Source organism: Bradyrhizobium sp. LA2.1 (assembly GCF_040547725.1).
Classification (GTDB): domain Bacteria; phylum Pseudomonadota; class Alphaproteobacteria; order Rhizobiales; family Xanthobacteraceae; genus Bradyrhizobium; species Bradyrhizobium barranii.
In genome coordinates this window covers 34,628-47,828 of sequence record NZ_JBEPQI010000001.1, presented here as the reverse complement: position 1 = coordinate 47,828, position 13,201 = coordinate 34,628, and the positions used below count along the sequence as shown (strand labels likewise).

At 63.7% G+C, this 13,201-nt stretch carries 9 protein-coding genes; 5 read left to right on the top strand and 4 right to left on the bottom strand.

Going from position 1 to position 13,201, the window contains the following annotated elements:
- The first annotated feature begins 120 nt into the window (after positions 1-120).
- The 3 genes from ABIB95_RS00185 (at position 121) to ABIB95_RS00175 (ending at position 3,290) form a co-directional block, all read left to right on the top strand.
- A complete protein-coding gene (locus tag ABIB95_RS00185) occupies positions 121-2,136 on the top strand; it encodes a hypothetical protein (protein ID WP_354237473.1) in 2,016 nt (671 codons plus the stop codon).
- 36 nt (positions 2,137-2,172) lie between these two features.
- The gene (locus tag ABIB95_RS00180; protein ID WP_354237472.1) at positions 2,173-2,565 is read left to right on the top strand and encodes a hypothetical protein; all 393 of its coding nucleotides are present in this window, start codon (positions 2,173-2,175) and stop codon (positions 2,563-2,565) included.
- Between the two features lie 101 nt (positions 2,566-2,666).
- Positions 2,667-3,290 carry a putative 2OG-Fe(II) oxygenase gene (locus ABIB95_RS00175; protein WP_028149847.1) on the top strand — a complete coding sequence of 208 codons (624 nt, stop codon included), beginning with the start codon at positions 2,667-2,669 and terminating at the stop codon, positions 3,288-3,290.
- Between the two features lie 9 nt (positions 3,291-3,299).
- Here ABIB95_RS00175 and ABIB95_RS00170 read toward each other — a convergent pair whose 3' ends face one another.
- On the bottom strand, positions 3,300-5,930 hold the full coding sequence (locus ABIB95_RS00170) for a spermidine synthase (protein ID WP_354237471.1): 2,631 nt from the start codon (positions 5,928-5,930) through the stop codon (positions 3,300-3,302).
- A gap of 134 nt (positions 5,931-6,064) precedes the next feature.
- Positions 6,065-8,260, bottom strand: a complete 2,196-nt coding sequence (locus ABIB95_RS00165) for a TonB-dependent receptor (RefSeq protein WP_354237470.1) — start codon at positions 8,258-8,260, stop codon at positions 6,065-6,067.
- Between the two features lie 279 nt (positions 8,261-8,539).
- On the opposite strand from ABIB95_RS00165, the gene ABIB95_RS00160 reads away from it, so the two are divergent.
- Entirely contained in the window at positions 8,540-9,208 is a 669-nt protein-coding gene (locus ABIB95_RS00160; RefSeq protein WP_354237469.1) for a hypothetical protein, read from the top strand.
- Positions 9,209-10,529: 1,321 nt separating this feature from the next.
- Positions 10,530-10,691, top strand: coding sequence for a hypothetical protein (locus tag ABIB95_RS00155; protein ID WP_354237468.1), 162 nt, complete (start codon positions 10,530-10,532; stop codon positions 10,689-10,691).
- 595 nt (positions 10,692-11,286) lie between these two features.
- On the opposite strand, the gene ABIB95_RS00150 is transcribed toward ABIB95_RS00155, so the two are convergent.
- Positions 11,287-12,159 (bottom strand): IclR family transcriptional regulator, encoded by an 873-nt coding sequence (locus tag ABIB95_RS00150; protein ID WP_354237467.1) that lies wholly within the window; start codon positions 12,157-12,159, stop codon positions 11,287-11,289.
- Between the two features lie 109 nt (positions 12,160-12,268).
- Positions 12,269-13,183 (bottom strand): dihydrodipicolinate synthase family protein, encoded by a 915-nt coding sequence (locus ABIB95_RS00145; protein ID WP_354237466.1) that lies wholly within the window; start codon positions 13,181-13,183, stop codon positions 12,269-12,271.
- Between the last annotated feature and the right edge of the window lie 18 nt (positions 13,184-13,201).

The following is a 13,201-nucleotide window of genomic DNA, read 5'->3' as shown; positions in this document are numbered from 1 at the left end:
TATCGGAACTCTGTTCATCATTGAGGTTGCAGGGAGTCCGCTGGCGTAGTTGGGGCTAATGATCCCCAATCCCCGGACTTTCTACCGTTTCGCGATAACTGACTTGAAATGAGGCGATAGATGTTTCCATCTGGCAAGACGATCCTGTTGACCGCTGCGTCGGCATCCCTGGCGCTGACTCAGAGCGCCGCAGCCGAGGGATTTGGGCGCGACGACCGTCGCGGCAATCCCTACGTTGCCGGTGACATGCACAACCACAACACCTGCACGGACGGCTCGGTTGCCGCCGGCTATACGATCGATCGCGCGGTCGGGCGCGGCACCGCGTCCGCCGGTGGAAACAATTTCGACCTCGACTGGTTCACGCTCGGCAACCACGGCGGTTCCGGCAACCGTGACTGCCGCTTCAGCGACACCAGCGCCAACCTTCCGGGGCAGACCACCACGACCTGGAGCCAGACGCTCGGCCAGACCATCGACGGAATCACGATCTCCAGCCTGAAGGGCACCCCGAACGGCAGCGGCACCGGCGCGCAGATGTGGCGCTGGCAGTCGATCCGCGAGATCGAGTATCCGACCATCGTCAATCGCTCGTCGCAGTACGAGAAGGTGCTGATCGAAGGACTCGAGTGGATTGCGCCCGGCCATGAACACGCCGACGTCGCCGTCATTACCGGCCAGCACCCGACGCACCGGAAGAAGGGACCCGGCAACGCGGACAAGATGGCGGAATTCGAATACCGCTTCGACCGCGCCGACACCGATGCGATCGGTCCCGTCATCGACGCCGGCAGCAATCAGCTCTGGCCCGGCAAGGACAACGTCAACAACGCCGGCACCGCGGGCCACCAGAAGGCGATCACGGGTATCAAGTGGTTGCAGACCAACTATCCGCTGCAATCCTATGTCATCCCGACCCACACCGAACGCCAGGGTCCGTTCAGTGCGACCGCCAACCGGGGCTACAACATCGAGCACTTCCGCGACTTCAACAACGCGGGTCCGACGGTTGCGTTCGGCATCGAATCGCCCGGTCACTTCGCCGAAGGCGGTGCCAGCGGTGGTTCCGGCTCGTACACCGCCAGCGCGGTCGGCGGCGGCACGTACGGCATGGCCGGCATCTACACCGCGAAGGTTGGCGGCCTCTGGGACGGACTGCTGGGCGAAGGCCGTAACTTCTTCATCTATGTCAGCTCCGACTGGCACAGCCGCGGCGCCGGCGGCGCCCGCGATTCCTTCACGACGGCCGATTTCATCCCCGGCGAGTACACCAAGCTCTATGTTCCCAATGCCGGACGGTTCTCGTCGCAGCACGTCGTCGATGGCATGCGTTCGGGCAACTCTTACTCGGTCAACGCCGACCTGATCGGTCCGGATCTGGTGTTCCGCGCCAAGACGCGCGGCGACGACTGGAAGACCATGGGCGAGACGCTGGTCGTGAGGCCCGGCGAAAAGATCACGGTCGAGATGGAGATGACCGTCCCGAAGGAGAACAACAGTCCCTACACGTTCGACAATCCGCTGCTGGCGTCGCTGGGCCTGAAGCAGCCGCTGAACAAGCCCTCGCTCGACCACGTCGATCTGATCACCGGCCAGATCACCGGCGTCGTTGCGCCCGACGCGCCGAACTACGCGGTGGCGAATGCCGCGGGCACGGCCGGCGCGGCGATCGTGTACAATTCGTCGGCGACCATAGCCCGGCAGATCTCCTCATCGCAGATGCAGCGCGAGCATCGCGATCGTGACGGCGTACGGCTGAAGTTCACGACGACGTTCCTCGCTGGCCCCAAGCCGTTCTACATCCGCGCGCGCGGAACCAACATTCCGAACGGGACGCCGAACGTCAGCGACACCGCCGGAAATCCGCTGCTCGATGCCAACAACGCCCAGGTCAGCTGCACCGATCCGGCGTGCCCGGCGCACCTCGACGTGGTGAACGGCGCCAAGAAGGTGACCCACGACGTTCAGGCCTATTCGAACGTCTGGTTCTACGCCAATCCGATCTTCATCAGGCCGGAAGGCTCGCCGAAGCTCCTGGTCGAGACCAACACGGAACTGGCGCGGCGGCTCGGGCAGCGCGCCGACAACGACAACGACCACGATCACGACGACGATCATCATCACGACCACCACTAACGGGACGTGAGACCATCCGGCGGGACGCAACAATCATTGCGTCCCGCCGCACTTTTCTGGAAGGCCGGTTTCGGCCGGTACCTCGACATGTACCTGCTTCGTATCACCGTCTGTACGCTGGGCATCATTGCCGGCCTTGGTTGTGCTATGGCCGCGTCCGACGCTGCCGCGCCCGTTTCCGACGAACCGACTCGGGAGGATTGCCACGCTGCGGTCGCGGAAGCGCGCGCGCTGGCGGCGGCTTTGCCGGCCGACCATCTCTCCCGCTACTTTGCCGAGCGGCACTTGCATCAGGCGCTGGTTGAGGCCGGCAATGGGGAGTTCGACGAATGCATCGACATGGCGGCGCGTGCCTCCGACGAGCTGCGTGAACGGCGCCACGAGCTGCGGGCGGGCGAAAAGCTGAAAGTGCTCGGGCCCCACGAGTAGCAATTTTCGAGACCCTCGAGACGCTGCATGCTGTCATCGCAGCGTCATCTTTGCGCGCGCATTGTTCGCCCGCGTTTCAAGACCAGGTGGACTATTGCGATATGGACCAGATCGAGCCGCTCTTCCCGATTCCTCTCCTGCGTTCGCCCCGGCTGCTCCCGCCATCTGTGAACGAAGCCGCCGTGGCTGCGATCCGGAGCACCAAGATCGAAGGTAATTTGCGCTCAGGCCAGCTCTTCCACACGGAAGTTGCCGATCCCCGCGACAACGAGCTGTTCCGCCAGATCGCCGAGCTTGCTGCCCCGAAGCTGGTCGATTTCGGCGTTCTGCTGTTCGGCGAAGAGCTGCGCTGGACCGTCAAGGAGATGTGGACCAACATGCTGGAGACCGGCGGAAACCAGACGCTGCACTCTCACGCAAACAGCTTCGTCTCCGGCATTTTTTATCTGACCGACTCGCACCCGTCCTGCAAGACGGTGTTCGTGCGACCGCCCGGCGGCTCCGATTTCTCTTTCCGCCACCATACGCGAACTGCCGCAATGGGGCCGTTCAATGCGGGCAAGTACGTCCTGCCGGAAGCCGAACCGGGAGATCTCGTGCTGTTTCCGAGCTACCTTTACCATGAGGTGCCGCGGAATCCCGGCGGGCAGCGGATCACGATCGCTTTCAACGCGATCCCCGATCATCTCGATTGCTGGGGCTATCGCATCAACTTCACGCCGTGAGCCGGCCGATCACTCGTTCCTGAGGCCGAACTCCCGAAGCAGCAGGTCCCTGGCCTCGCGACGCGACGGCGCGGCGTCGTTGATCTTGCGTAGCAGACGCGCGGCCGCCGCGCGGTCCGAGCCGAGCAGGGACCTTGCCATCCCCATCAGCGGCCCGTAGGCCGGATCGAACTCGGGGCTCAGGCGAAGTGCGTCGATGAGGCCTGGCGAAGCCGCCTCGATCAAGGCGGCGCCGCGGGGATCGCCCGGCAGGGACGCGCCAGCTTCGAGAAAGCGGTTGCGCGCGGCCCAGTAGGCGGAAAGGCGTGCGCCGAGCGCGTCGCGCTCGGCTCCGTCAGCGAGCAGCTCATTCGGATCGGGCCGAATGTCCTTGATGATGGCGAGCAGCAATGACCAGGGCGCTGCATTGAGTGCCCGGACATTGCGCCGCGCATCGAAGGTCACGAACGGATAGTCGTCCGTGTTGCGCGGGCCCTCGCCGGCGAAGGCGGAGAGAGCGCGCGCGCCGCCAAGATACTGACCGAGCAGGTCGATCGGTGCCTCGAATCCGAGCGGGCGAACCGCTGATGCGATCGCGGGATTGCCAAGCCGCGCCGCCAGTGCCCCGGTGTCGAGATGGCGGCCGCCTTGCGTTCCAATGAGCGCAAGCATCGGTGTGCGGACGCTGTAGTGATTGAGCCAGGCCGAACCGTCGGGATAGATGTCGAGAAAGCCGCGGACGATGGCACGCAGCGACGGCAGGTCGAGCTGGTACAGTGGCAGCCACTGGCAGAAGATGCCCCCTGACGCCAGGCGGCGTTTCACAGCGGCGAAATGCTCCACCGTGTAGAGCGCGCCGCTGCCATCGAGCGCGGGATGAAACAGGTCGGCGACGATCACGTCGTTCTGGCCCGTATCGGCGGCGACGTAGCGGCGGGCATCCGCCACGGTCACACGCGGCGCAGAAGTCGGCGGTGGATTGACGAACCAGGGCAGCAGGTCCACCACTTCCCGCGAGAGCTCGACGCCACGCACGCTCACGCCGGGCATCTGCGTTCCGCCAACCACTGTGGCGCCGGTGCCGATGCCGAGGAACAAGGCGCGCTGCGGGGCTTCGTGGAGCAGCAGCGGCAGCATCGCCTGCCGGTAGTCGGATCGCGTTGAGCTCGTTCCGCCCATCCGGAAATGCCCGTTGACCTCGAGGTAGCGGACGCCGGCGGCATCGTCGACGACGCTGGCCGTCGCCATCGGCCCTTCGCGGACCGCAAGCAGCTTTCCGCCCGATGGCACGCGCGTGAGCGAAGACGCGGGATTGAGCCACAGGACCAACGCAAGCATCGCAGGTACCGCAGACCACATCAACGCCGAGCGGCCGGGCGGCAGCAGCAGCAAATAGCCGAGTGCAACGGCAAGCAGTGCTGTCCACGCGCCAACGCCCGGGATCAGGACTTGCGCCGCCACCAGCGGCGCGATGCAGGCGCCGAGACTGTTGATGCCGATGGCCGATCCGACCGAGCCGCGCTGATCGCTCACCCGTTGCGCCAGCAGGCCGAACAGTGCGCCCATTGCGGTCGCGGGCACTAGGAACAGCGAGATCGCCACGGCAAGTTCGCCGAAGACGTCCGCAGTCGAGACGAGCTCGACCAGGCGGCCGGCATAAGGCGCAAACGCCGCGGCCGTGATGCAGGCGAACGCCGTTGCGGCGAGCAAGCCGCGCAGATTCCCATCATTCGCATCTCGCCCGCTCCGCTGCCAGAGCAGGCTGCCTGCGGCCGTGCCAAGCAGATAGGCCGCCAGGAGGCCGGCGAAGGTGTAGACGGTGTCTTCCATCACCTGCGCGGCGAGCCGGACCACCAGGACCTCGAATGCGATTCCCAATAGTCCCGTCGCAAACAAGGTGATTGTGAACCGCACGTCTCGAATTCGCTCCGGCCGGCGTTGTTCGGTATCAGCTTTTGCGGCCGGGCCGACGGCGAGCGCGCCCAGCACGCAGAAGGCGTTGACCGCAGCGAGGCAGAGTAGCGTTCCCGAAAATCCCAGCGCCGGGATCAGGAGGAATGTGGAAACGAGCGTGCCGGCCAGGGCCCCGGCCGTGTTTGCCCCGTACACGCCTGCCGTGACGCGGGCCTCGCCGCGCGCTTGCCTCGTCATCCGTTCCAGCGCGGCCAGGGTTCCACCCATGGCCATCGTCGCAGGCAATAGCACGAGTGTCGGCAGCGCCAGGCTGCCGGCCCAGAGCAGGACAGCAGACGGTTCGGTGCCGAGCAGCGGGGCCAGGGCGCGGCCGGCCGCGGGCAGAAGCCAGACGCTGATCAGGCCCCAGACGGCGATGACGGCTTCAAGGATCGCATAGATGCGCGATGGCGATTGCGAGCGGCGGATCGGCCGGTCGAGTGCGAACGCGCCCAGCGCTAGGCCGCCGAAGAATCCGGCAATGACCCCGAGCACCGCCATCATTTCGGTGCCCAGTGCAAGGCTCAACTGGCGCGTCCACACGATCTCGTAGCCGAGACCCGCAAAGCCCGACGCGGTCACGATCGGGATCAACGCCCACGCGCGGTTCGCAGCCTGACGCCCGCGCGCGAAACCCGCCTCGTCCTGGACCACATGCGTGAACCGGTCCGCCGAGGCGATCGCGGTGCCGTCCGGCTCAGATTGCATTCCCCTCACTCCTGCCTCGAACGCGCCCAGCCGGCCGCGTCCTTCGCGGACAGAAGCACTCGCTCCATGTCAGTTTTTTTCAGGATTTGTGACAGCCGGGCCGGTGCCGGCATTGATGCCCAAGTCCGCTGCGATCAGAATCTTGCCGCCACCGTCAGCCGCACCGCGAGGGGCTCGGCCGGATGGACGTGACGATCGGCGACGCCGTCGATGGGCTCTCCGGGCAAGCGCGACAGATAGTAATATTCGATCTGGTTGGTCTGGGCGTTGAAGAGATTGAGCACGTCGAGTTGCACGCGCACGCCGTTGTCGAACCTGTAGCCGGCGCGCGCATTGAAGATGAGAGACGACTTCGAGCGGACGCTGTCGTCTTCGATGAGAGGACGCGGACCGAAATAGCGCGCCTTCAGGCTGCCGAACCAGCCGGTGTCGCCGCCGAGCGTGATCGCACTGCTGGCCACCCACGCGGGCGCACCGGGGATGTAGGCCCCCGCCGGGTCGAAATCGGTGAAGCGCGCGTGGGTCTGGGCCACATCGAGATCGATCGTTATCCACGGCAACGGCTTGTACTGGTTCGTCCACTCGAAGCCGACGCGGCGGCTGGGCCGGCTCGGCTCGGTGGTGCCGGCGTCGCCGACGAACAACAGCTCCGAGTCGAAGTCGAGCACGAAGACGGCCAGCGAGCTGGTGAGACCGTCGATCACCTTGGTGCGAATGCCGAGCTCGGCGCCGCGCGAGCGCACCAGCAGGGGCACGCGGTCGAGCGGGGTCGTCTTGTCGTTGGGATCGACGGTGATCGTCGCGCCGCGGATGTCGTTGCTGTGCAGGCCGTAGCCGGCATTGCCGTAGAACTCGGTCTTGTACCAGGGGCCGAGCACGAGGCCGGCCTTGGGGCTCGCCATCGACGCCTGCGCGTTGCCTGAATTTTCCGGCGTGTCACTGAAGACGTGCCCGGCGAAAATATCCTCGCGAATGCCGACCGTGGTGTGCAGCCAGTCGTTCCAGTGTGTGGTCGTATCGGTCCAGAGGCCGACATTGCCCTCCTGCACGCGGTCGTCGCGCACGGTCGAAAGCCATGAGCGCTGCTCGGTCTTGAACAGCCCGACATGGATATCGTCGTAGCGGGTCTGCACGCCGACACGGGTCTGCGATACGAGCCCGCCGAAGCGCCAGTCGAACGAATGCCGCAGGTCGAAGCCGCCGAGCGTCCGAGCGTCGAGCTGGCTGAACTGGTCGCCATTGACGGGGTTGTCGAGGAAGTAGGTGAAATTGTTGAACAGCCGCAGGTCGGAGCGCACCACATAGGCGCTGACATTGGTCTGTCCGTAAGCGCTCGATTGCGCCCAGTTGCTCGACAGGCTGAAGCGGCTGGAGGTGCCGCCATCGGTCGGATCGAGCGAGCCGAGACGGTTGATCAGACCCTGGTCGATCGCGCGCTGCGGGACCTGGTCGCTCGAATTCCAGCCGTTGGAATAGGCCATCGCCGTCAGCGTCAGGCCATCGGTTGCGGTGCCCTGGCTGTAGCGCAGGACGCCGTTCAGCTTGCGGACGTCGTCCGGCACGTCCCACGGTCCGTCATACTTGTTCGCTTCGACCGCCGCCAGCAGCGTGCCGGCACCCACGGCGGTCGATCCCGCGGCCAATGCGCGACGGTAACCGAAGCTGCCGAAGGTCAGCTCCGCGATGTTGTGCGGCAGCTTGTTGGCATAGTCGATCGCCACGGCGCCGGCGGATGCGAAGTCGCCCTGGTCGGCGAAGTACGGTCCCTTGCGGACGTTGACCGACTGGATCAGCTCGGGGATCAGGAAATTGATGTCGGCGTAGCCCTGCCCATGCCCGTGGGTCGGCATGTTGACGGGCATACCGTCCACACTGATCGCGAGATCGGTGCCGTGATCGAGATTGAAACCGCGCAGGAAATATTGGTTGGCCTTGCCCTCGCCGGAGTGCTGCGTGACGATCAGGCCCGGCACTACTTCCAGCGCCTCGCCCGGCCGCGAAAAGGGGACCGCGTTCACCTCCGTGCCAGTGATGCGTATCGCACTGGCGGCGGTGGGTTGCAAGGCGGGCGAGTCGGCGGACGCCGCGCCGGTTGCACCGCCAGTCTCGGTCGGGCTGTCCGTGCGAGCGGCTGCCTGATTGCTCAGACCGCGGTCTTTCGGCGGTTTTCTGCGGGCGTGCTGTTTGGGATGCTGATTGTCCGCCGCTGCAACGGTGACCGGCGGAAGTTCGGCGAGCGCGACCGCGTTGCGCTCGTGTGCCGCTGCCGTAAGCGCGCACAGGGCGGACGATGCGGCGGCGGAAAACACCCGCAACAAGGCCCCACGCACTACAACGTCTCCGCATCACAATCACAGCAATGCCACACTTTAGCAGGCGAGTATGACGATGTGGCAACAATATCATACTGGCACCCGACAGCCATGCCGAGCCGCACAGTGCCGGGATCGCAACAGGCCGTGGAAGCATCAAGGAGGTGACCGCCGCTTCGCACGGCTGTCACATCGGCAACCGATAAGCTTGCTCCCCTCGGCGCGCCCACGCGGGCCGCGGCCTTTCTTGACTTGAGAATCTTGCGCGTTGCTATCAACTGGTCGATGACGGGGAACATGAGAGGGCATCAGGCGACGCGGTGGATGTCGGTGCGGCATGCGCTTGTGCTGGCGCCTTTGTTCGGTGTCTCCGCCTCGACCTCGGCGCTGCCGACGGATTTTTCAGATATCGACGTACTAGGCTTCACCGAGCCCGCGTCCAGCCGCCCGCTATGGGAGTCTCCCGCAACGTCGGCACCGGAAGTCGATCCCGCGGCGCCATCGCCGCATCCCGTCAAGCGCGAGGCGATGCGCGGCAATCCGCTCTGGTCAGTTCCGCTCGCAGCGCTGCCGAATACGAACGAACGGCCGATCTTCTCGGCGTCGCGGCGGCGGCCGCCGCCGCCCGTGATTTCAGTATCGGCGCCGAAAGCGCCGCCGATGCCGCCGAGCCCACCGCCGGCCGAGCTGCGGCTTGTGCTGGTCGGAACTGTCGTCGGCAGCGATCAGAGTTTCGGAATTTTTGTCGACGAGACGAGCAAGGCCACGCTACGTCTGAAGCTCGAGGGAGACTATCAGGGCTGGCGACTTCGCTCGGTGCATCGCCGCGAGGTGACGATGGTGCGCGGTGAGCTGACCGAGACGTTGACATTCCCGAAACCGGGCGGGGCCGCGCTCGCAACAGGGCCCGCGCTTGCGGAAAGTGCGGTGAGGCGAGGCAGCTCGCACACGCCTCAGTATGATTGAGTGAGCCGATCCGATTGATGTTGGCGTAGAGGATCGGATGCACAGCGAGCGCAAGCTGTCGGAATCGGATCCCCAGAACGACTTTCCAAAAATGAAGCGCGTCGTCTGAAGTTGTGGGACGGTTGCGGAAGGCGCCATTTGAGGGAAAAGCGAAAGATCAGGCTCAATCGCTTGATGGAAACGGAAGCTTTTGTGCTCCCCCAACTATTTGTGAAGAATTGGTTCTCCGGGACCGTACAGTGGAGGATGGTGCGAGCGGGCCAGTGGTCCATTGTGCCGCGAACGCTTGCGCAGTCGCTTCCTTGATCAGTTGCGAGAAACAGTCTGCTTTAGTAGCGAACCATTGCAGCAGCATCCTAAGAACCGCGTCGATGTCGTTGGCAGCAAGACGATCTTTTACGCCCAAAGACGTAGTCGAGAGTGACCTTAGGCGTCTTGAATTGCTCGACGAAGATCAGCAGGACCGTGTGAACGCGAGCATTTGTAGTTACGAATGGCTTGCAACATGTGAGGGTTCTCGCTGGCAGCGACGATTGTCTTGTACAGCAGCTCAACGGCGCGCGCTCCGACCTCGGCAGATCGATGACGCAGCAATTCTTACTAGCGTCCGGTGTTGCGCGCTCGTACTGGCCAGAGCGGCTCGAGTTGGTCGCAGCCCTTCCGACAACCGCAACGGGGAAAATTCAAATCTGTTTTGCGTGAGTGGGCGAGAGAGCTGGTCGAGAGCCTCGGCGGCACTCGTCAGTCAAAATGTGTGGAACGCGGCGCGACATCTTGCCCGAGCGGGGAGGCCTGTCCGACTGGAACCGTAAAACTAAAGACGAATCTCTGGGAGTAAACGGCGGTCGCTAGATTTAGGGGTAGAGGGAGGGGGAACAGTCTTTGCCGTTAGGCGCTCATCTTTTGTTGGCGTCTATTTCACAAGGACTGAGCGGGCACTTTGCGCGACCCTGGCGTTGACAATGCTTGTCACGAGTGAAGACACCGTTCGGCTCACTTGCGATGCTGCAACGACTTGCGGCATGAGCAAAATGTCGGCCGACAATCGAACACCTCGCTGACGAGCAGATTTTCTAAGGGGATAGGATTTCGTGGGCAAGGCGGATCACGTCTCCTTGCATGGATCTTCTTTGCTCACGCTAGCTCAAGTTGGCCCGATCCTTATGCTGCGTCTACATCGGAGGGGCGATTTCCCTATCGAGTTCGCGCAGCAACTAACCAACGGTAAGCCCTGATATCGTCCCCCGCCGTCGCTGCCTGCTGCTGGTCGGGCCGGCCCCCGGGCCGGCGTGCCCGCATCCGAAAACGTCCTGGAGTCCTTATGTACGAGTTTGCAACTGATCAGTTTCTCGGAATCAACGGCCTGATCAACTTCTCGAACATCGTTTTTCTTGTCGCGTTCTCGGCGCAAGGCGTCCTCAAGCGGGGTGCCCAAGAAGTCCATTGTGGCATAGGTGCCAATTATACTCACATCGCGAAGTGAGTATAATTGAGCGGCTACGATCTCGGTACTTTGCATGTGCACGCATAGCCCTCGTGCGTCTGGCGTGTGCCCTGAGAATCCGAAGACGCGATTTCCGCTTCCAAATCATGCCTATATGGCCCAAGAAGAGCCAAGCTGCGGTAGCTTCGTCACACCGGATTTCTCAATCGGTCCAATCACACGAAGGATCAGTTGAAGGTCAAATAGATCAACGAAATGAATGCCTTAGAGCGAAAATTTTCCGTGGCACCCATGATGGACCGGAGCGAGAGTTCAGGTTTTTCAATCGATTAGGAGGTCGTGTGTGCACGACGTGTGCACCGGGAGATCAAGAAAAATCTCATCACAGCTCACGTGATCAGGCCTTCGGTGTGGGTGATGCCGCACCGGGCGCTCGACTGTCCGATGATTTCGGTCGAGGCGCGGATTAGCAGAGGCACCGTTCGCTCCGGTGCGCGCGCGAGGCGAAGGAGGCCGTCGCAAGTGAGCTCAGGGCGAAGGCGATTCAGGCGGGCATTTTCTATCGGTCTCTCGCGCGCGCTGGCTGCATATCGAGCGCTCCTATTTCTACATCCACTATCTCGAGACCGGACAGTTATTCGGCCGGTGTCTTTGTTGCGCGGCTCGCGTGCCTGGCCTCATCAACTGAGCCGCCGTGTTCGTTCGAAAAACCTGTGTCGGGCTTTTGCATGCTTGGCTCATATCCAAGACGTATCGAGAGAAGCTCTGCATGCGTCATCACGGCCCGCGCGAGCTCGGGTACCCGTTCGGGCGTGACGCGCCGGCTCGGGCCGCTCGCGCTGATTGCGGCGAAGACGCGGCCGGCACTGTTACGGATTGGTGCGCCGACGCACCGCAGCTCCGGCTCATGCTCGCAATCGTCTACCGAATATCCGCGCGCTCTGATCGCAGCAAGCTCGGCTTTGAGCCGTTTCGGCTCGACGATCGTCTTCGGCGTGAAGTAGGCCAGCCCGGCGCGGATCACGCGTTCGATCACGGCATCGCTCTGGAAGGCGAGGGCAGCCTTGCCGACGCCGGTTGAATGGCAGGGCGACGCTTCCATTGTGATCACGGTGTTGTGGGGGCGGGCAATCTGGTTGCGGCGGTTGACGAAGACCATCTGGGCGCCATCGAAGATGCACAGATGCACATCCTCGCCGCTGAGCTTGGCGAGCGTGTCAACGAAGGGCGGCGCCTCGCGATAAAGCGGTAGGTTCGTCAGCGCATTGCCGCCGAGCTCGAATAGTTTCAGCCCAAGTCGGTAACGGTCGCGGCTGGCGTCTTGCTCCAGGAAGCCGACGCTGCGCAGGCTGTCGACGATGCGATGGACGGTGGTGCGGGGCAGGTTGGTGCGTCGCGCGATCTCGACGACGCTCAGCTCCGGGTCGCTCGAGGAAAAGGCCTCGAGCACTTCGAGCATCTTGAAGAGCGACTTCACGCTTTGTCGACTGCCGTCAGCGCTCGTCATATCGGGACCTTCCGGGCGATGCGGCCTTATAAAGCGCAAGCCGCGATCCTCACCCGACTTAGACGGAATCGGGCGCGGCGGCAATGCGGCCGCGCCCGTTGTCGAATACTCACTCGGCCGCGGCGAGCCTCACGCCGCCGTCGAGCTCCATCAGCGGCTTGAGAGCTGCTGCGATTGCTTCCTTCTGCCGGCTGGTCGGCGCCGGCATCGGCTGCCGTGGCAGGCCGCTCGGCGAACCCTGGAGGGTGAGGGCGTGCTTAACGCAGGCTGGCAGGTTGTCGCCAACGATGGTGTTCCAGAACCGCAGCAGGCGCTTATGGATCTCGAGGGCGGTGGTGTGGTCACCGCGCTGGACGGCGTTCCACAGTGCGACGCAGGCGCCAGGGACGGCGGCCGGATTGGCCGCGATCGTGCCATGTGCGCCGAGCGCGAATGACGGATAGAGCAGCGCGTCGACCGCGGTCAGCACCACCTTGCCGGTGGGCACGTCGAGTAGCAAATCGGCCATCAGCTTGAGGTCGCCGGCGCTCTGCTTGACGCCAATCACGCCCGGCAGCTCGTTCATGATGCGCAGGAGAAGCGCCGGGCTCAGATAGTTCCACGGCACGACGTTGTAGATGATGACCGGCTGCTTGACCCCTTCCGACAGCGTCTTGAAGTGACCGACAGTCGCATCCTCGTCCGGCTTGAACAGATAATGTACCGGCGTGATCTGGAGCGCGGCGACGTTAACGTGCTCGATGGCGCGGGCGCGCGCAATGGCTTCGCGGGTCGAGTTGGCGATGATGCCGGCGACAAGCGGGACCTTGCCGTTCAGCTCTTCCGCGCAGGCCTCGATCAGTTGGCGGAATTCGTCGGCCGTGAGCGTGTGGCCTTCGCCGGTGCTGCCACCGACGCAGACGCCGTGCACGCCCTTCTCGAGCAGGAACTTCACCTGGCGGCGAAACGCCTTCTCGTCGATGTCGCCATTCTGGTCGAACGGCGTGGTGAGGGGTGGAATGATTCCGGTGATCTTTGCTGGCACGTTATCCTCCTTTTGGTT